The following is a 20,631-nucleotide window of genomic DNA, read 5'->3' as shown; positions in this document are numbered from 1 at the left end:
CCCGTCAAATACAACGGCCTGCATCAATGGACCTGAAACAAAATAGTATATAGATATTCAACCCACTTCTTCAGCCATCTTCAAATCTGACAAGATCAAATCAAACCTGAAATCTCTAAGGTTCTCGTTAATAGATACATACACTGCAGGATACTCTATTCGAATTGCCTCCAAAATCTCTTTCAGCTCTTCTGCTTGGCACAACACCGCTAGCGATTTTGCATTATTAAGCCACTGTTCAGGTAATCTCAATAGTTGTTCACGGAGCTCTCGTTCTGAATATTGTATGACCGAGCCCAACTCAGAACTCGTTTCCTTCAAAGAGTGCGGCAAGAAATCCATCAGCATTTTAACAAGGTCTATCCGTTGCACTGGCTTGCGTAAATAACCATCGCATAACTTAGAAATAACCTCTTCATCTTCTTTCAAAGCCGACGCTGTCACCGCAATTATTGGTATTTCTCTAAACAAATCATTCTGCTGAAGTCTTTCTGCCACTTCATAGCCATCCATTTTTGGCATTTTCATGTCCAGCAAGATGAGATCCAACGAACGAGCCTTTACCTGTTCAAGCACCTCAATGCCATTCTGAGCAAAAACAATATTAAAGCCCCAACTCTTAATATATTCGGCAAGTATTTCACGGTTATAATCAATATCATCGGCAATCAGAATGGTAGCTTTTTCAAAGTTTATCTGGTCATAATTCAAAGCTGTCCGCTCCTGCTCAAGCTCACTCAGAGCAGCAATATCGAGACCTGAAAGCTTAACTGTAAATGTAGTTCCTGCCCCTAACTCACTATCTACTGTTATTTGCCCGTCCATCATATGGACTAAGCGCTGAGATATTGCTAAACCCAAGCCAGTGCCGCCCACAAAGGTTGCATTCTTATCTATAACTTGTTCGAACACGCCAAAGATTCTGTCTTGCTGCTCAGGTGATATCCCTACACCCGAATCTTCAACCTCAAATATCAAATTCACCTGGCTAACCTCAGGCACACCTACTGATTTAACACGTACGAGGATATGCCCTACATCTGTGAATTTAATCGCATTACCAACCAGATTTATTAATACCTGCCTTACCCGCTCCCGGTCCAGAATCAGCGCCTGAGGCACATCATCAGCAACCTCTACCCTGATATCCACCCCCTTTTCTGTTGAGACTGCATAAAAAATTTCTGTAATTTCATCTAATAGTGTCCGAACATCATTTACTGTGCAGCGTAGCTCCATCTTACCCGCTTCAATCTTGGACAAATCCAAAACATCATTTATGAGATTCAAAAGATTATTGCTGCTGCTACATATTGTATCTATATAGCGTCGTTCTTTAGCATCGCTCAAACGCATTTTAAGTAATTCGGCATAACCAATGACAGCATTCATTGGTGTTCTTATCTCATGACTCATATTAGAGAGAAACTCACTTTTAGCCTGGTTTGCAGCCTCAGCAAGTTCCCTGGCATGCACTAACTCTCGTGTTCGTTCCGATACTCTATTTTCCAGATTGGTCGAATAATCATTGATTCGCCGAGCCATTTTAATGAATGATCGGCCCAGAACTCCTATTTCATCTTCACGTTCAACTTCAGGGATAAACGGCGTAGCACCACTAACAAATTCATCCGTCGTTACTACGAGCCTATTCAGGGGCGCAACTACTTTGCGCCTGAGTACAAAAAACACCAGAATCATTTCAATCAGGAACAAAAATAAGGCACCAAACACAAACAATTGAGTTGTTGCCTCTGCGAGGCTTTCCAGCAATGTTTTAGGATAGAGTGTGATGTAATACCATTCAGGCCCCTGCATTTTTGCTACCACAATAATATTCTGACTATCCTCAGGCTCTACTATCACCACCTCATCATCGACCTTTCCCACAGCCTCATAAATCGCCTTTAAGTCAACATCATTAGATTCATTAAGCTTGAATCTACCAGGCTCCTCGACCAGCGCCGCCATTATCTGCGGATCCGAATGAGCTATGAGCTGGCCACTTTTATGCACTACCGCCAAGGCGGTTCCTTCAAGCTGCTTTTGCGTCAGTCGGTCAAACATATCGTTGAGTAAAATATCCTGACACATATTCCCGATATACTGCCCATCAACATATAGTGGATTGATGATGCCAATCATCGCCAAACGCTCGATAGGATCATGGTATGGCGCACTCCAACGTAACTCCCCACTGGGATTGTTTTCAGGCAGACCTGATTTGACAATATCCATCTCACCATAAGAAAAGGTTTTCTTTTCATTGATGATCACTGCAACATTTTCCATCGAAACCAGGTACTTATCCGCTATAAAATAAGATGCCAGGAAGCGTTCCTTCCAAGCAGCGCCCATGGTTTCAATAACATCGATAATATCGACCAAACTAACTTTGAGGCTTGACGATACACTGAAATCATCACTGATAATGACACCAGTATCTCTGTGGGTTTGATAATCCAGATGGGGGCCAATCTTGCCACCTTCCCGAACTGGAGTCTGATAAGCAAACTGATCAGCATAGTCCTGCTCGGACCGTTGCTTATGATTCTTATGAAACTGTTGTTTCATAAGCTCAGTATTCCTTTCAGCCTCTACTAGCATCAGGCTTTCAAATCGCCCCCGCTCTTCCGTATATTTCAGCAGGGTATCAAAAGTATTTTCTTTTAATGTCTGAGTAACGTGCTGGTAGCTCAAGAATGCAAGTGGAATAATCGCCACAGCAATCAACACCGCCATATGTATCAGAACATTGGTTGTAAGCCCCTTTCTCATATCGATTATTCCCCTACAACAAATAAAACCAGCTACTCACTCCCAACATATACATATTAAGCTATCAATAGATGATTGACCGTACTCATTTTGCGAGATAAAAATAACCTGAGAAACAGAACACCGCCGCCCCCCTTTCTTTGTTCAAGGCCGCTCTATATAATCCCGGCCATGGCAAAGAAGAAACCGAAAGTCAGTAGTAATACCATCTGTCAGAACAAAAAAGCCCGGCATGAGTATCATATCGATACCAAGTTCGAGGCGGGTTTGTCCCTGGCCGGATGGGAAGTAAAAAGTCTGCGCGATGGCCGCGCCCAGCTTGTGGATTCCTATGTGATTCTGCATAACGGCGAAGCCTGGCTTGCTGGCGCCCACTTCACACCACTGAAAACTGCCTGCACCCACGTTGTAGCCGATCCTACCCGTCAGCGTAAGCTACTGCTGAACCGACGTGAGATCGACACACTTATTGGCGCTGTCCAGGCCAAAGGCTATACCTGCATCGCCCTCTCCCTGTACTGGAAGAACGATAAAGTTAAGTGTGAAATCGCACTAGCCAAAGGTAAAAAGCAGCACGATAAACGGGATGCAGAAAAAGATCGCGACTGGAACCGCCAGAAGCAACGCCTCATGGCAGCTAAGTAAGCCTCTTTTTGCAGTTTATTTTCAAATCAGCTTAATTGTTGATGTAAGTTTTGCCATAACGGCTATAATGGCCGCCTGCTTCAGAGAACTACCGCGTTGTTCTGTTGTCAGAAATAAGGAGTGTTCGAAAGAATATTTCTTATGGGGGTGACTTGGCTTCGACGCTGATTACGAACCCTTTGGTGCATGTCGTGAGTGTAGTGAATCACGTAAATCAATTACTACACAGTTATAGTTGCAAACGACGATAACTACGCTCTAGCTGCATAGTCAGCTTGCGCTGCTCCTAAAGGTGTCTATAACTTAAGGATTTTGCAGTGTCATTCGAGATAGAATCGCCCGGAAGCTTTGTCTCAAGCGGAACGGCTAAAACTTAAAGAGGCTCGCCCTAAACGCCCTGACCTTCGGGCCGTGGTGGGTTAACTCAATAGAAGTGTCTAAACATGTAGATCTAGAGGCAGAGGATTGGCGGACGCGGGTTCGACACCCGCCACCTCCACCATACATCTGAAAGGCCCCGTACTCCGGGGCTTTTTGCTATCTACAGTTAGCTCTGAAACCAATTTGCTACTAAGTTTGCTACTAAGGTTTCAGTGTTATGACACATCTGCGCACACCCTCATACCTGCTTCAACGTCCTTCAGGATTCTATTTCCGTTACCAGATACCCGCCCGATTTCGATCCTCAGTGGGTTGCAATGAACTGCAATTGCCCCTACATATCAACGACACGCATAAAGCGAAACATATCAGCACAGGGATGGCGTTAACACTTAAACGTACCTTGGAGACTGCTATGGGCACCCAGCTCACAAAAGCTGACCTAAAGCGCATTGCTCAACACTGGAAGACTCGCCACCTGATGTCCATGGAAGAGGACAAAGCGACCGCCAGAATCATCACACCAGACAGACACGAAGAACAACTGACATCGCTTGAGTTGCTACTTAGCGATCTACGGGAACGCTTTGCACTGAATAGCTATGCTGACCTGACTGAAGATGCCTTTGAGCTCCTAAGCAAAGAGTCATACACACCGACTGATGTTCAGCTGCTAACTTACGAACTGGCCAAAGCCCGCCTTGAGGCGTTAGAGCAGCAGACCCAACTATATAAAGGTAAGATCCCAACGCCCAACACAGCATCAATCACTGCAGTCGATGATAAAAGCTACTCTGATGCCCTGATGTCTACGATTTTCGAAACCTACGCTTCAGAAAAACTTCGAAATAAAGACTGGGTAGAGAAAACTCAGCACGAACACCGTTACGCCTTAAAGCTTTTAATCGGCTTTATCGGTGACAAGTCTGTATCAACCATCAGCAAGGCTGACATCCTGAAGGTAAAAGAAACACTTGTCCGTCTGCCAAAAAACATCACTAAAGATAAGCGGTTTACCGGATTAAGCGTCCAGGAAATTGTTGATTCCGGCATCAGCGACGATTACATCAGCCCCACCAGCATTAAAAAATACCTGAATCTTATCTCATCATTCATAGATTGGTGCCAACGTAATGGCTTTATCGCAGAGAACCCAGCTAAAGGCATGATCCCGAAACGAAAACATAACTCCCGTGATGAACGCCCGCCATTCAATGATGCTGATATCGCAGCAATTTTAATACACCCACAAATTAGCCGACCAGAAACCAAGAAGCCGCACCAGTTTTGGCTTCCTCGACTGGGAATGTATACCGGGGCAAGAATCGAAGAACTCAGCCAGCTTCATACGAAGGACGTTAAAGAGCTGGACGGAATTCATTATATCGATATAAAAGCCTCGCGCCCCGACCAGCACCTTAAGAATCCGCAAAGCCCCCGCATTATCCCTCTGCACCCAAGCCTGATTGAAGCAGGGTTTATTGAATACCTAAAGAAAGTCGATCAGACAACTCCTGATGGGCTTATTTTCCCAGAACTATATAAAACGGACGGTAAATACAGCCACAATGTATCGAAGTGGTTCAGTAGGGCCAAAAAGAAAGCAGGTGTAGTGGATGGAAAAACCTTTCATTCATACAGACATACTTTCGCCGATAAATTGCGCGCCTTAAGCACCGAAGATTACGTTATCAAACGCCTTATGGGTCATGCAACACAGAGCGAAACCCATGATCGTTATGGATCAACTGATATCAAGTTATTAGCAAAGGCGATTAATCAGATATCTTTCCAGTAATGACCCAGCCATGCGGTTACTCACAAATCCTGTGGATAACACTTTAGGGGGAGAGAGGGGTAACAAGTTGACTCCAGCAGCCACATCCCGGCACACGGATCCACCGCTGAGGCTGCTCCCTTCCGGGCCTGACCAGGTTCACGGTTTATCGTTGCGGGAGGACCAATGGAGCCACCATAACGTGGGCTGTAGAGGATTTACCCTGATGCAACGCTATTAATATTTAGTCACCATTCTATATCTACATGGGATGCTTTTACAGGCGCTTTGTATCACCGTTTGTACCACCTGCTATAGCTAATTCCTATAACCTACAACCTAGTGAAAACCAGCAAAACCTATCAAGAAAGATTTCCAGTCATTCACGTCATTCAGTTTGTAAGCTTTACCACAAGGCTCTCCTTTACCTTCAAAGCATGGGAAGCCTTTTAAAGCACTGTGAGAATGTCTATTCCTCTTAGTCTGTCTATTAATGCATGGCTGCAGGCTTAGATCCGCAAACTCATCATGCTGAACATACCGATCCGGATGCACATAGATCTTAAGGTAGTTAATATCTCCTGATTTAGATATTCCGATGTTTTTATCTACAAAAACCTTGACTCCTTTCGACTGAAGGCAGATCAGCTTCTTATAGTGATCACTGCCATTAGCATCAACTTCAACCCTCCAGCCTGCTTCTTTCGCTTCAACAAGTAGCTTTTCCCGTGAACTATTTAACATTTTATATTCACCCACTTTAACTATCCCCTATCCCTGTATTTACAGTGGCTACTTTCTCAATACCTAATATGTGAGTAAGTGCTCTCCAGACTTCTGGTTGATCTTCTTCAAGCACTAAAGACAACAACTCAACAGGATCAACGTCTACTGCATCTGCAAAACCTTGCACTTTATTAACAGGCAGCTTCATTCGTCCTGTTTTAATCATTGAGATAACATTTGGTCGATAAAATCCCACTTCTTTCGCGATTTGTACTTGGGTTTTTCTACTGTTATTCACGGCCTGCATCACGAAGCATGCCACACGGGAATCAACCGTAAGTATTGATGTTTTTTCTCGCATCTGTCGCCCCTTCCTTATGGATCAAAAACCAAAATCAATCATATTTAGACATAGTAATATCTGCCAATTGAGCTTTGATGCGGCTTCTTGCATCATCAATGACCTCAGCGTTTGTACGGGAAGAGAGCTTGTCTTTTTCCTTCTCTTCACAGAAGTACTTAATCCTCTCAGCATTTGCACCTGAAGGATGGGGTATACCCTGTAGAATCTGCCCTTGCTTCAAAAAACCTTTCTTGGATAGGTATAACAATGCCTGAGCAGGCTTAGGCCCTAGCGGAATAAAAATGACATCCTCACCAAACTGCTGTACTTCTTTAGACAAAATCTCATCGATCTGCCATTTAAGTGCGTCCTCTTTTAACATCAACGGATTACCAGTGTAATTAGCTCCTCTATAAAAGACCGGATTCTTAAGCGCTGATGTGTAGTGAACCATATCCTTATGCTCATCAAATAGCCCTGTGCAACTATCAATACCCAACAGTTCATTCACACCTACGTGGTCGAGCATCTTCGAAAGACTACTGCGCATTGACCCAGCAAAACTAGCAGCACTTTTCACAGTTGCCAGTGCTTCAGCTTCATTTACACCATCACGTAACTGCATAGAGAAAGTATTTAATGCAATTTCCGCTTGAGCTGCACCAGGAGTAATTCCACAAAGAACCACCTTGGCTTTAACATTAATATGCTCGAACGGCGCATAGAACACTTGAAGTGCACCTTTCTCACGCAGTAACAATTCATCAGGCAGTTTGGAACCATCGAACACTGGTCCTACTTCCCGGATAAAGCTCATCATGTCTTTGGTAGTAGCTTTCTCCTCCTTTAAGGGCTCATAGTAATTTTTGAGTGTTAGCCATTTGCATGCTTCCTCATACTCGACAAACACGGATTGCCCAACTGGCTCTCCCTTAAAGTTCACCACCCCATCGATTCGAATAGTATGAAGGTCACCATTTTTAAGTGTCGCATTCCGTACACTGCCAACACTTCTACCAGCAAGATCAGCAAGCATTTCAATTGAGAAAACTTTTAACGGATTCATATCCTGATCATAGAAATCCCATGTGCAATAATCAGGAAAATCAATTCTTATAAAGCTTTCAGCTCTACTCAGCAGTGCCTGTAAAGAGTTCTCCTCCAACAAAAATGAAGGCGTTAACCCTAAGTATCCATGACCCGTTACAAAATCAATACAACCACCCAGCACTATTACCGAGTTACCCAGCTCATCAGCTGCATGCAAACCATCATTAATGAAGGGGAGCTCCCTTTTGTAGACATAGTCATGAAGCCCACCTATAGCTGACTCAATCTGATCTTTTATAAGCGCTACTTCATGTTCAACCGTATTGATAATCCCAGCAGCTTGTTCCTGCATGGTTTCTAGAGAGCTCTCTTTGTAATTCATCATGTTCACCAAAACGGCAATTAAAATATTATGACAAGAATAGTATCATTTAATTTTTATGTTGCAATAGGTAACATGTTTTTTTATTATTTACCCATCAGGGTTGTTTAGTCATGACCCTTGTGTGTGTGTGTAAGTGTTATTCGCCCCTCAAGCGAGGGGCTTTTTTCAGAGCTCTTTTGATAAAGCTACGCAGCATGAACCACAGGATTAAACCCCATGACATTCCTGTACTCAGACTCCATCACATCCCGCAGCCAACCTTCATCAGACTGACGGACAATGAAAGAATCATGAATAGGCAGCACAGGGATATCCTGCTCGACACTTAAGGCAAGGATCTTATCGACAACATCCGAATCCTTCCGCTGGATCTGAAGACCAAGGCTGGTGCAGAAGAACTCTTTCAGCGGCTTATGCTTCTTCATAAACGCTTTGATAATTTCTTCAGCTGTCCAAGGCACCTCATGTCCTTCTTTCCGGAGCTTAGTAAGCTTCTTGGCCACTGCACCGTTAGCTTCGCTGGGGTGTTTGGTGTTGCACATGATGATCGATGTGAACTTAGCTGCTTTACGTGCAACAGGATTACCAGGTTCACCAATACCGTATGCAGACAGGTCGTATAAATCACCCTTAGGCACTTTGATACCCAGCTTCAGGTTGTAAAGTACAGACAAGTGAAGAGATGAATAGTCCAGCTCAACGACAGGTTCTCCATCGATCAAAAGCCTTGCTCTTGTTTCAGACGACAAGCGTTGCCAGAACCCTCCATAGAATCGACCACCTTGATCAAATGAGTTGTTATTGAATACCCGGTAGACATAACGTCCAGCTGTTTGTCGGATACCATCAAGTGTTATCTCTGGCGCACTCTGAAGGTATTCATTGAAAGCTCTGACAGTAGACCGCATAGCTTCCGTTTCAGTTGTCTCTGGATAATCAATCAGTCTCTTCTGTTTATTCTTTAGACGAATCACTTCAGCTTCTGGATCGATGGCTACCATTGACTGACACGCGATATCTAACTGACCAGCTCTGTAGAACTCTTCAAACTTCTTTAGCAGTAACCCAGACGCTTGGATGCGTGTTTTATAGCCCTGCTGAGATGGGTCTTGGGGTTTATAGCCTAAGTCCTGTTCGATTAGCCCCCGTGCTAATAGCGGATCAACCGTCTTAGTTATGAAGTAATCAAATGAGATAGCTTCAGGTTTATACCGAGTAACCATAGTTGATGGAGAATAAGCCTCCACAGTACGATCTATCGACAGCAGGCCTGATATAGCTTTCAAACAGCCGGTCTGTTGGGCCATAAATTGAAGGAACAGATTAGCCACTGCAGCATCAACATTGGCAAGTAACCTAGCCTTTTTCTTAGCGTTAGGTGTGCGTTTATTCTCAATGAAACTGTCTTGGATTATTTCTCCGGTGAGTTGTTGGGATAGGACTTTGAGCTGACCTCCTGTGACTAGAGAAAAATCGACAGGTATAGCGTTTACATAGTCCTTTTTCGACAATGCATGGGCATCACCGAAAGCGTATTGTTTAGTGTGAATTATCATAGTTATTATTGTTATTGGTAGATTTGTAGCTCCGGTCTGGAGCAGTCTCTGAGCGGATCAACTGAAGAGATGAACAGAAAGACCAGGAAGGCCTTAGGTAGATGTTCAACAGTTGATGCTTAAGAGGTATTAGTGGGTTAGTCGTAGAGAGAGATCTGTAGCGGAGACTTAAGAGATGTGATCCCTTTTATTCCTATTTTTATTGATAACTTAAATATCAATCTTCTTTATTTATTCCTGCATGCTCGTACCTCACATACAGGTTTCGCTTCGCAGGTTCTTTAGTAGATCTCTTCTATATCTTTAGGGCCTTTTGTCTTCCTTTAGACCTTCTCTTCATTACGCGAAGAAAAATGAAAACTAAGGCTTTATATGGTGTTGGGTAAGCTGGTGGATCTACTATTCCCTCCGTTGTAATAGCCCAGCTTCACAGAGTAAATCCTTAAGCTTTTCCAGTTGGATGGCATGGTGCATCTTCTGCAGATGTTCATCTGAGTAGTAACAGGTGCCCAGATGGCAGATCCCTTCTGACCAGTGCTCTTTGATTGAGTTTAGAAGTGATTCGTTCATGTAGATATGTCCTTTATGGTTGTTAATTTCAGAATGGTTTAGCGACCAGTCTTGTTCGTTTTGTCGAGGCCTTTAGCATCCTCTTGTGGATATCAGGTGATTGATCCAGCAGCCACCCAAGGTTAGGAAGCAGCGTTTCATAGACCCAAGGGATACCGCATTCTTCAAACCGGAAGTAAGCCCATGGCTTTACCATCTCCTGAGCGTAAAGGCAGACTGTTTCGCCCTTCAGGTGTTTACCGGTTCGGTTCATTGGACAGACAGCCGCAGAGCAGCTCTCCCACTTAGGGCATTCAGTTGGTGTATTCATAGTTTTGTTATTCTTCTTATTGTTGTTATTGGTAGTGCGTAGCAGGGTTGATTACAGGACTAGAAATAGCCCTGTGGCAGCATATGAGGGGGTGTATAGCAGTATTTCTTGGGTTAGGAATACGATGACCCATCTTAGGTTGTTCAATTCAGCTATATCTCCCTGATATTGATTTGGAGTCTGACTTTGATGGCCGTCCTCTTGCACCCGTTAGCCGTTCAATACGCTCCGGTTCGGCTGACAGATAACCTCCCCTGTGTTGATTCAGCAGATACTGGTCGTACACCTCAATTGCTCTGCGGATTAGCAGTGCTCTGCTGTAGTCCTTACTGGAGAATCGACTGAGTACTTCAGATATTTCCTGGATGGTTTCTATAGAGGATTCTGTAAGACCTATCCGCTGGCTTATCGCTTTTCGTGTCAGGTAGACCTTTGGTCGTCTTTTCATAGTAGTTAGTACCTTTTAATGGTTATTTAATGGGAGTTGCTTCCTCTCCGAGATAGATAGGGAAAGCAACGATACAAAAGCGCAGACGTGCGAAAGCCCACAGCAGATGAGCCGTGTGATAACGCAGGTATGTTCTTTTATCTGGGGTCTCTGACCGGGATCGATCAGGGTGAAATGGTTTGTATATTCCTAAGGGGAGTCATATATAAAAAAGTTGATAGTACCTACTCACATTGACCGGAACAGATGATATTTTGCGAGTAGTATTCCTAGGATGGGCCTTTTAGAAAAAACAGTCAGTAACCACTAACATTCTGACCACTATTAACCAGAATACAGGCCGCTATACCGCAGCAGCCTTACTGTTCTTAAGAATCCTGTAGACACTGGCAATGCCTATCTCCAGCTGGTCAGCTATATCCTGCCGTTTAAGGCCTTCATCAGCTAACCGAAGTACATCATCAGCCTTTTCCTGTGCGGTAGGCTTACGGCCTTTGTAGACACCTTTCAGCTTAGCTTTAGCGATGCCTTCAGCCTGACGCTCTTTACGTAGGTTAGTTTCAAACTCTGCGAACACCCCCAGCATATCGAAGAAAGCTTTCCCTGCAGCTGTACTGGTATCTACCTGCTGTTCTGTAGCACGTAGATTCACCCCTTTCTGTTTTAGCTGGTGGACGATGTCCTGAAGGTTCTTAAGACTACGTGCCAGTCGATCTATCCGGGTGACCACCAGACAATCCCCTTCCCGGAGAAACTGCAGCAGTATGGATAGCTCCTTTCGATCATCTGTAGATGCCTGACCAGAGACCTTCTCTTCCCTCACTGAATCACAGCCAGCTGCTAAGAGTGCATCACGTTGAATAGTCAGATCCTGATCTTCAGTACTTACCCGTGCATATCCGTATGTTTTCATATCGACATTACCTATCAGTAGAGTATTGATGCAGTGATAGTTTCATATCAAATCTACAATATCAACTCTATTGATAGTTAAATCAGGTAGTTTTAATGTCGATCACAGAGGTATACCTTATTGATAATAAGATAGGTGCATTTTTAAGGCGTGAGTGTTCCTAGTACGCGGGTTAATTCGAAAGCCAGTAACCACGCGGGTTTCAGAAATCACTTAAAACAGGTAATTCCTGGCTAATTAACAGGTAATTCATAGACCGCTTTAGTGCTGATTTATGTGTGATACAGCGGTGTTATCCAAGAGGTATTCTCGGCGCGCCAGTGTTCCTAGGGTATGCCCTAACTTCAAACCCAGTAACCACGCGGGTTTCAGCGATGGCCAAAAACAGCCATTTGCAGGTCAATATATGCATAAAACAGGGAGATTATAGGGGGAGGGCTATTGATGTTTCAGGGGCAGATAAAGACCCCCTATGGGGGAAACTCAGGCAAACCAATACCGGTATAGGGCTTCACATAATTGTGCCAAAACGATTTTAACAAAAGCATATCGCTTGAGCCATTTCTCTAAATTAGGTCATTATAATACTATTAGAAGGTGCCATGAACACCTAACGCTTTCCCAAAAACTCAATACACTAAGCCCGAAGGGGTTGCTACTCTGAACGATGAAAAGATTTATGTGTGCATAGAAACAAAAGAACCTTAGAAATCAAAAATAAGACAACCTTCATATATAGGCCATATTTGAAATAGTAGGATAAGCGATCATTAACATGCACATTAACTATTTAAAAAGTGACGGCCTTATTTTAGGCAATACCGATGACAAAGTTCTTTCCATACCTAGCTTTGTATTATCTCCCAACGGCAAACTCGATAATATTCCAAATGCACTAGTATAGGTTACCGAGAAGTTTCTAGACTCACTTCTGAAAAAACCAATTAGATCCCTCATCACAAAATCAAGCTCTCTCTCAACATTAGATAGTATTGATTCATCTATAACTTTATATTGTACAGGTCCCGTAATAGATCCATCTCTACCGACATAATCGTCTAGGGCATCAATTTTTGTAAAGACTAGGGTAATAGGCTTTGATTTTAAATCGTTTAATCCATCTGAGTAATGATCTTTTATCTTTTGCCAAGAAGCCCTGTATGAATTAATAGTGTGGATTGTATAATCAATGGCTTTTTTATCACCACTAATAAGTTGACTTGCATCCACTACGAATAAAAATGCATCTGCTTCTATAGCCCATCTGAAGAAAGGTGTTTTTTGAAGCCAATCAATATCTGTTGATGATGCAAGTTCTTCGCTATCCTCTCCGGGAAAGTCTCCTATTTCAACCTTATATCGTCTAGAGAAGATACTACTCCCGGTAACCATATCTGCTCTATATGCAAATAAATCCTGATCAGTTGTTGGGCCTAGCTCTTCACCTCTTTGCAGTCTGGCAATATCATCATTTACCTTTTTTATTGTCTCGTCACCGCGAAGAGTTAAAGATATTCTTCTCATTCTTGCAGAGAATATTTCAGCAAATATTGAAGTAACAAGTGTTGTTTTACCAGTTCTAGGTAGACCAATCACTGCGATGCTATGAGCTACAGGGAGCTTCTTTCTCATCACTAATATAGAAAAAGCAGAGAATAAAGAACCGATCAATATGCCAACTAATGCTGGCTCAGCATAAGGAAACGCTAAATTATTTATTATATCTAAAATATCGTTCATATTGCTGTACTCAGTTTGAAGCTTCTCTGTGCATAAATAGTAGATATGACAGGAAAAATAGCGATTGAAAACACAAAATAATCAACGGTTGATTTAATCCCGATAAGTTTCATAGAACTTTCATCCTCTATTAATGCGCTTAACATAACTATTACTGCGAAAGTGCAAAATGAAAAAACTGCTATTATAGAGAAAGATGAAGCTGCTCCAGCTAAACTATCTGATCCGTCTGAACCTGGAATAATTAACTTATGCTTTATTAAGCTTTGGCTAACGTATAGACACAATAAGCCAATGGACATTGCTAAAGTTGCACTATTGAAAGTAGTTTGTGACACCGTGTTGTCAAAGGCCACAACCCTAATTAATCCTTCAACAAAGAACGGACATAAAGGAAAAAGAATGTGGACGACCATCCAAGCCCAAGAAGAAGGCGTTTTATTACTCACAACAGGTTGTCTCCATACAATCGTTGTATTTGGTATTTTACTCGAAAAAACACTTTGAGCTAAATTGGATAGTAATTCTATGATAGTTAAGGGGAAAAGTGGAGCATGTATTGTTGATATGAGGCAAATTGGTCGGGATGGGGAACGTATCGTTCGTAAATTTTCTGTTACAGCACTGGCTGTTCGCTTTGGATCTTTTCCATTACCCAATCAATCGTTGAGCAGAGTAAAATCTGTCACTCAACGATGGCTGTAGGCATGGTGACCTTGCTACGGATACAGGGCTACAGCAAGATTAAAATGACTATGCGCAATGCAACCTTGCTCTGGAACACCTTAAGACGCTTTGACATTGCTAAGCAATTAGGATTCATCATAGCGATTCACTCTTAAGAGAGCGTAGTGAAATTATAGGTATAGGGGACAAAAGCGGTATCTCGTTTTTAAGCTCGCCTGAAACCCTTATGATGCGCCTTGCGTTGAGATACGCTGAGTGGGTCAGGCATTCCGAGCGCGCCTCAATCACCACACTTCATCCACGCCCTAAATCCTCTTACATCAATATCATTTTTACTTATCCATTCATCACCCCAAAAATCATCCCGTAACACATGCTTTGGGCCTGTTAAGCTATCCGAATACTACCCAGTAGAATTATCCCAGCAACGACACTATAAACAGCAGAATCATTGCTGACCAAATAGGATATTCAAATCAAAATTTGCTACTAAGTTTGCTACTAAGATACACTACAGTCAGGCGGTCTTCAGAGATAACTGTTTGATTTTATTATACAGGTTAGGCAGCGGTTCGACACCCGCCACCTCCACCAAATGCAAAGAAAAAGGGCTGCCCTCCGGGTAGCCCTTTTTCTTTGCGCTCGTGAAAGTATGGCGGGGGTTGAGCCCGCGGAGCGGGTTGAACCGAGCGCGCTCTTTGCGCGACACATCATCGCGCCCTTCCGATGACCCGAAGGGCAAGGCCGGAACGGCCGCAGTACTCCCGCCACCGTATTACCAGCTCTGCACAGAATCATTCAACCGGGCAGCCTTTTTTGTGTCCGTGAAAGTGAAGCGGGAGCTGAGAAGCCGCGTAGCGGGGTCGAACCGAGCGCGTTCTTTGCGCGACAAATCATCGCGAACTTCCGATGACCCGAAGGATACGCTGCAAGCAGCAAATACTACCGACAATTGCTTAGATTCAAAGCCAGATTAATTTTACTCTGACCCAATCAATGACCGATGATAACCCCAATTATCTCTAATTATTATTACTCAGCCCCAACTATTCAAATCGATTGTATCCAATTGTTATTTAAGGCATATTTGTTTTTTACATCTGCATTTCCAAGACTGATCAATTAAGTATGTTAAATTACATAAAAAATCTGATTCAGTAATAAAACTCATAATAGGCTTTACTCTATTATTATTTACCTAAAGGACTTTACTACTGTGAGAAGGGAACTATTCGTAAAAAGGCTATCAGCCTCTGATGCTACTTTTATTGACTCTTTCTTTATAAGATCTAATGCTGATACGTCAAAAAAGAAAAAACAAAAAGCTATCGTCATTCCTAAACCCCAAATTGTTGAACTTTCTCCTGTTTTTGCATCACTACCCAGAAGCGAAGTCATCCACATAGATACCTGTTTTTACGGACCTTTAGGGAACACTGCAGCAATACGCAAAGCGGCAAATATAGGCAAACATTCAAAGGATTGGCGATTACAGCACTGCATCATTCACGAAAGTGATGCTCCTGGTAGGTTCGACACAATAGACACAGGGGATATTTTTATTTTTGAGCTCTTTACTGAAGATGAAAACTTCAGAGCTAATGCCGTGCTTGTAAGCCAGACTGCTAGCGAAGACAGCGCTGCGTACAGCGCTTTAAATAGTTTGTTAGGCTCTAAAACATCGACTCTTATCTCTCGAGAAAGCCTTGCAGATTCGCTCCCAACAAGGGACCAGGAGCATGCCATATCTATTGTACTAAATGAGTCGTTTGATGACCCACAGGATAAAGACCACAATACTCAGATAACATCAGGTTCAAGAAAAATATCCAAAAAAGCTTTCGAAAGCATGCAGCGTAGAAATAATGAGATAGGAGATAAAGGCGAGGATATAATAGATCAATGGCTAAGCACTCACCCTTACATCTCCGGAAAAAAAATCACACGCCATGTATGGGAGTCAAAGATAAATCACTGCGCACAATTCGATTTCCGAGCTACTACAGATACTAATGAAGAAATCAGGCTAGAGGTTAAGTCAACAACTGGTACGTTGAACGCCCCTTTTTATGTATCCATTGGTGAACTTGAGAATATGGCTACCAACTTAGAAAAAACCTTCATCTGCCGGGTATATGCTCTTAGTAATGAAACATCAGAAATAGCAATATCAGGTCAGACACAAACACATGCACAAACTATTTTATCTACATCGTTTCCTGATGGTGCCTCCCTTTGCACATCAAAAATAGAGCCCGCAAAAATGTTTGACTTCCGACCAACTTGTTTTTTTGAAAATGGTAGTTTTAATCGTATATAGAACGTTTCCAAGAGACTTACTCACCAGAAAAAGTGGGTAAGTTGGCTCTTATTTCTTGTAGTTTTATGCTTACAAACCTGAGTAACACAACCATTGAAGGTGAACCAAGGCTATGGTCCCTCCTAATTGTTACTCTAAAGAATCAGAGAGGTCCATTTCCGTCTTCTGAAGATAGAGACAATCCAATTCAGCCGACTTTATACGAAACTGACTGCGCGCCTTTACCTTCCCTCCCGCTGATACACTCTCAACTTTAATACCCGGATCATAGTAAATCGCCTTATCAAGTACTGCACCTAACAACATATTAATGTTTGTTCCTTCAAACAATCGTATGTTGCTACCGTAATGGTAAGCCCTGTGGCCGCTCTCAACATCTGAGGCTAATGAAGGTATATATACAGCCTTTGAGTGCTTTCTTTTCCAGTGCTCTAATAGCTTAGAAAAACTCCAACTAGCTGCAACGTTATCTTGAGAATCTAACAAACCAATAAAGCCAGCTGCATTTGTCATTTCTCTATTAACTGGATCGAACCCATTCACAATTAACGTTAGTCCGCTTTTTTTACAAACTAAGTTCGCCAAATGACGCCCCGTGAAGTCATACCGATCACCACCATTCGTATAGCCGTAACTTAAAACGAAATCTTTTGCTCCATGAAGATCATAGTAACCACCGTCCGGTTCAGGAGTCATAACAGTCAGAGGCTTACTTTTAATCAGATCAAATCTTTTTACACCAAACTGTTTCACTTCCCACCCAAGAAAGTCTGGCTCTGCAATTCCATTCGGAGTAATTCCTAACTCAGCCTCTAAAGTGTAGCCTCCTCCATTCCTTGCTTTATAAGGTATTTCAATACCGGCTTTATTTAGTCGTTTACTGCCTATTGGTCCTTTAAAATGAATACGCCTCAATTCATCAATCAACCCCTGTCTCGATGTACTGCTACCCGAAAGCTGCAACGAATAATTTGCTCTTGTTTCACTTACTCCCGTAAATATCGATAGCTGCCGGGCCTTCGGAATCAACCTATGTAGAAGTGAAGTGATGGGTATGGAATCCCAATCCTTTATTTCCCTGGAAATCCTGGAGCCCGGGATTGCAAGATATGAAAAGATGGAACCATCACTACGAATACCTAAGAATAATATTCTCCCCAGACTGCGCCCCCTTTTGCCCGGATCCATCCATTCACTAATATCAACAGGACAGCCTTTAAGAAAACCGGATAATCGCACTTCAGGAAACTGAGGGTAGTAGATCAATTTAGCATCGGGAGCTTTGTATGTTCTTCCATCAGGAGATAACCATTGGAAATTGAGTAAAGAAGTAAACTTTGTTCTTCTCTTTTGACTCATTTGCTTCGATGAGAACGTACTTGAAGGAATCAAGTCACCCGAAGGAATAAAGCCTATTTCAGAAAAATCTGCCGCCATATAAGGCTGATTCTTGCTGTTATCATTCGGCGCTAAATGTTTATAGACTATACGTTCAACTCTTAAATCAGAATAGCATTCGCATAAAGAGCTCAGTGAGAACTCAAGGCTAGCCTGAGAGTCATAAATCTTTGGTTTATTCGCCAATGGAGTACATCCTGTATTCGTAAGGGCTTATTTCATTCCGCCATTTACACCACTTCCCTGTTCTCAAAGGGATGTAAACTGTGCTCGTAGTATGTTGCACATAAATGCCCCCGCACAATACTGTATAAAAAAACATATAATCATTTCCGCCGGGTCATTCGTGTGATAAAGTTCACACAAAACCACCGCTAATGATCCTTAGATATGAACCAGTTAACAGACATTGCTCGACAGATCGCCACAGAAGAAAAAGAAGCATTAGAAAACCGTCGGGCTGAAGACCTGCTACTTATTGAAGAGTTACTTCAGGTCTGGGATCAGAAGGCGCTTGCAGAAGCGCTCAATGCAGTAAGCCCTGATTCATGGAGCAGAGAGCACCTAAACAGAGCACTCAAGGGTAAAGAGCCTCTTAAAGCATTAAATACTCTTGAGGTTACTATTTTAAAGAAAATGCTGCCGCAAAAGCCGGATCACTATGACAATCCTGATTTTGAGTTTATTGACCTTTTTGCAGGTATCGGGGGAATCCGTAGCGGATTTGAAGCTATAGGCGGTAAGTGTGTATTCACTAGTGAGTGGAATAAATTCTCTCAGAAAACGTATAAAGCCAACTGGTACTCATGTGAAGAACATATATTTAATGAAGATATTCGAGAAGTAACTCTCTCTGAAGATGAAACCATCTCAGAAGAAGAAGCATATCGTCATATAAGTAAGACTATACCGGATCACGATGTTCTTCTTGCAGGTTTCCCCTGCCAGCCATTCTCACTAGCTGGCGTATCAAAAAAGAATGCCCTCGGCAGAGCTCACGGCTTTGAATGCGAAGCTCAAGGCACTTTATTCTTCGATGTTGCACGCATTCTCAAAGCAAAGCGCCCCGCCACATTTCTCTTAGAAAACGTTAAAAACCTAAAGAGTCATGACAAAGGAAAGACCTTCAAAATCATTGCAGATACGCTTGATGAGCTAGGCTACTGGGTCTCTGATATTGAAGAGATGGGCTCTGGTGATCCAAAAGTTATTGATGCAAAGCACTTTATTCCTCAACACAGGGAACGAATAGCCCTTGTAGGCTTCAGAAAGGATCTGAACATCCACGAAGGCTTTACACTTAAAAATATTAAAAATGAGATACCAAAGCATAAACCAACTTTCTCAGAGCTTCTCGATGAAGAAGTGCCCGACAAGTACACTCTGACCCCTCGCTTATGGGAATACTTGTACGAATATGCAAAAAAACACCAGGCGAAAGGTAATGGTTTTGGTTTCGGGCTGGTTAACCCATTGAATGAGAATAGCGTAGCCAGAACCTTATCTGCTCGCTATCACAAGGATGGATCCGAAATACTGGTAGATCATAAAGGCTGGGATATGAGTTTGGCTGAATCAGATTTCTGGAACTCTGAAAACCAGGCTAATCGCCCCCGACGCTTAACTCCCCGAGAGTGCGCCCGATTAATGGGATTTGAGAAAACTGAAAGCTCTGACTTTAGGATTCCTGTATCTGATACTCAGTCATACAGACAATTTGGTAACTCAGTTGTTGTTCCGGTTTTTGCGGCAATTGCTCGCCTTATGAAAAGCAGAATCATAGACGGGCGTAAGCGAGTAATTCAGGATAAGTATTGTAGAGTTCCTGTTCAGGCTGAGCTATGACCGATGTTCATTCTTCCGAGATTCGTCGGAAGAACATGTCTGCCATCAAGTCCAAAAACACGAAGCCAGAGCTCTGGCTTCGTAAACGGCTCCACGCAGCCGGTTTCAGATACCGGCTCAACCCAAAAGATCTCCCCGGCAAACCAGACATAGTACTACCCAGATACAAAGCCGTTATCTTTGTTCACGGCTGCTTCTGGCACGCCCATGATTGTCATCTGTTTAAGCTTCCCGCCACACGGACTGATTTCTGGAAAGCTAAGCTTTATGGTAACCGTGACAGAGATCTGTTGAAAAAACAGCAATTGGAAAACTCGGGTTGGCGGGTACTTACAGTCTGGGAATGTGCAATTAGCGGTAAAGAGAGAATCAAAGAGGACATACTTATTAAAATCATTTCTAACTGGATCAGAACTCGCGCTGACTCATCAGAAATCCCATAGTAGCCAGAGCCCCCTTCCACTATAAAGCCGTCATTCCAAACAGCCTTTACCTATGCATATAGCTATTTTCTTGTAGCACGGCGTTCAAAAAAATAACTCATATTTTTTCCTATAGTTTCTGAAAAGTTATTTTATTAATCTTGATATGTATCCAAGGAAGGACTCCATATCATGACGCCCCATATCTGTCCTGCATGCAGAGAACTCAAAATATACAATACGCCAAGGCCTCACCCAGCGTTAAAAGTAATGTCCGTCATGCCCGGCTACAAACTCTACAACTGCATAACCTGCGGTGCTTTTGCAACTTTCACCA

The 20,631-nt window shown here is 42.8% G+C and carries 17 protein-coding genes and 2 other RNA genes; 6 read left to right on the top strand and 13 right to left on the bottom strand.

The features are described from left to right. Positions 1-57: 57 nt before the first annotated feature. Complete coding sequence (locus EHS89_RS12850; RefSeq protein WP_124926562.1) at positions 58-2,778, bottom strand: ATP-binding protein; 2,721 nt, start codon at positions 2,776-2,778, stop codon at positions 58-60. Between the two features lie 171 nt (positions 2,779-2,949). Between EHS89_RS12850 and smpB the strand changes: the two genes are divergently transcribed. The 3 genes from smpB (at position 2,950) to EHS89_RS12835 (ending at position 5,602) form a co-directional block, all read left to right on the top strand. Further along, a complete protein-coding gene (smpB, locus tag EHS89_RS12845; RefSeq protein WP_124926561.1) occupies positions 2,950-3,423 on the top strand; it encodes an SsrA-binding protein SmpB in 474 nt (157 codons plus the stop codon). 143 nt (positions 3,424-3,566) lie between these two features. Beyond that, positions 3,567-3,925: a transfer-messenger RNA gene (ssrA, locus tag EHS89_RS12840) on the top strand. A 96-nt stretch (positions 3,926-4,021) separates the two neighbouring features. Continuing rightward, entirely contained in the window at positions 4,022-5,602 is a 1,581-nt protein-coding gene (locus EHS89_RS12835) for a site-specific integrase (RefSeq protein WP_124926560.1), read from the top strand. Between the two features lie 71 nt (positions 5,603-5,673). Here EHS89_RS12835 and ffs read toward each other — a convergent pair. The 11 genes from ffs to EHS89_RS12785 all read right to left on the bottom strand — a co-directional run bounded on the left by ffs (position 5,674) and on the right by EHS89_RS12785 (position 14,071). Continuing rightward, positions 5,674-5,770: signal recognition particle sRNA small type (gene ffs / locus EHS89_RS12830), an RNA gene on the bottom strand. 150 nt (positions 5,771-5,920) lie between these two features. Continuing rightward, a complete protein-coding gene (locus tag EHS89_RS12825) occupies positions 5,921-6,340 on the bottom strand; it encodes a hypothetical protein (RefSeq protein ID WP_124926559.1) in 420 nt (139 codons plus the stop codon). A gap of 1 nt (position 6,341) precedes the next feature. Then, entirely contained in the window at positions 6,342-6,668 is a 327-nt protein-coding gene (locus tag EHS89_RS12820) for a helix-turn-helix domain-containing protein (RefSeq protein WP_124926558.1), read from the bottom strand. A gap of 34 nt (positions 6,669-6,702) precedes the next feature. Then, positions 6,703-8,082 carry a hypothetical protein gene (locus EHS89_RS21250; protein ID WP_211340341.1) on the bottom strand — a complete coding sequence of 460 codons (1,380 nt, stop codon included), beginning with the start codon at positions 8,080-8,082 and terminating at the stop codon, positions 6,703-6,705. A gap of 188 nt (positions 8,083-8,270) precedes the next feature. Further along, on the bottom strand, positions 8,271-9,641 hold the full coding sequence (locus EHS89_RS12810) for a hypothetical protein (protein ID WP_124926557.1): 1,371 nt from the start codon (positions 9,639-9,641) through the stop codon (positions 8,271-8,273). A 399-nt stretch (positions 9,642-10,040) separates the two neighbouring features. After that, positions 10,041-10,211 (bottom strand): hypothetical protein, encoded by a 171-nt coding sequence (locus EHS89_RS21140; protein WP_170167496.1) that lies wholly within the window; start codon positions 10,209-10,211, stop codon positions 10,041-10,043. Between the two features lie 28 nt (positions 10,212-10,239). Beyond that, positions 10,240-10,521 carry a hypothetical protein gene (locus EHS89_RS12805; protein WP_124926556.1) on the bottom strand — a complete coding sequence of 94 codons (282 nt, stop codon included), beginning with the start codon at positions 10,519-10,521 and terminating at the stop codon, positions 10,240-10,242. 148 nt (positions 10,522-10,669) lie between these two features. After that, a complete protein-coding gene (locus EHS89_RS12800) occupies positions 10,670-10,969 on the bottom strand; it encodes a hypothetical protein (RefSeq protein WP_124926555.1) in 300 nt (99 codons plus the stop codon). Between the two features lie 343 nt (positions 10,970-11,312). Next, positions 11,313-11,882: a recombinase family protein gene (locus EHS89_RS12795; protein WP_124926554.1), complete on the bottom strand. Its 570-nt coding sequence runs from the start codon at positions 11,880-11,882 to the stop codon at positions 11,313-11,315. A gap of 786 nt (positions 11,883-12,668) precedes the next feature. Next, positions 12,669-13,622, bottom strand: a complete 954-nt coding sequence (locus tag EHS89_RS12790) for a TRAFAC clade GTPase domain-containing protein (protein WP_124926553.1) — start codon at positions 13,620-13,622, stop codon at positions 12,669-12,671. Then, on the bottom strand, positions 13,619-14,071 hold the full coding sequence (locus tag EHS89_RS12785) for a hypothetical protein (RefSeq protein WP_124926552.1): 453 nt from the start codon (positions 14,069-14,071) through the stop codon (positions 13,619-13,621). The genes EHS89_RS12790 and EHS89_RS12785 overlap by 4 nt, the downstream gene beginning before the upstream one ends. Positions 14,072-15,525: 1,454 nt before the next feature. Here EHS89_RS12785 and EHS89_RS12780 point away from each other — a divergent pair. Continuing rightward, positions 15,526-16,629 carry a protein NO VEIN domain-containing protein gene (locus EHS89_RS12780; RefSeq protein WP_124926551.1) on the top strand — a complete coding sequence of 368 codons (1,104 nt, stop codon included), beginning with the start codon at positions 15,526-15,528 and terminating at the stop codon, positions 16,627-16,629. Positions 16,630-16,758: 129 nt separating this feature from the next. On the opposite strand, the gene EHS89_RS12775 is transcribed toward EHS89_RS12780, so the two are convergent. Next, positions 16,759-18,213, bottom strand: coding sequence for an MvaI/BcnI family restriction endonuclease (locus tag EHS89_RS12775; RefSeq protein WP_124926550.1), 1,455 nt, complete (start codon positions 18,211-18,213; stop codon positions 16,759-16,761). 204 nt (positions 18,214-18,417) lie between these two features. Between EHS89_RS12775 and dcm the strand changes: the two genes are divergently transcribed. Further along, positions 18,418-19,872 (top strand): DNA (cytosine-5-)-methyltransferase, encoded by a 1,455-nt coding sequence (dcm, locus tag EHS89_RS12770; protein WP_124926549.1) that lies wholly within the window; start codon positions 18,418-18,420, stop codon positions 19,870-19,872. Beyond that, the gene (locus EHS89_RS12765) at positions 19,869-20,315 is read left to right on the top strand and encodes a very short patch repair endonuclease (RefSeq protein ID WP_124926548.1); all 447 of its coding nucleotides are present in this window, start codon (positions 19,869-19,871) and stop codon (positions 20,313-20,315) included. The genes dcm and EHS89_RS12765 overlap by 4 nt, the downstream gene beginning before the upstream one ends. The last annotated feature ends 316 nt before the right edge of the window (positions 20,316-20,631 follow it).

The sequence above is a fragment of the Amphritea balenae genome (assembly GCF_003858655.1).
Classification (GTDB): domain Bacteria; phylum Pseudomonadota; class Gammaproteobacteria; order Pseudomonadales; family Balneatricaceae; genus Amphritea; species Amphritea balenae.
This window is presented reverse-complemented; position numbering and strand designations above follow the sequence as displayed.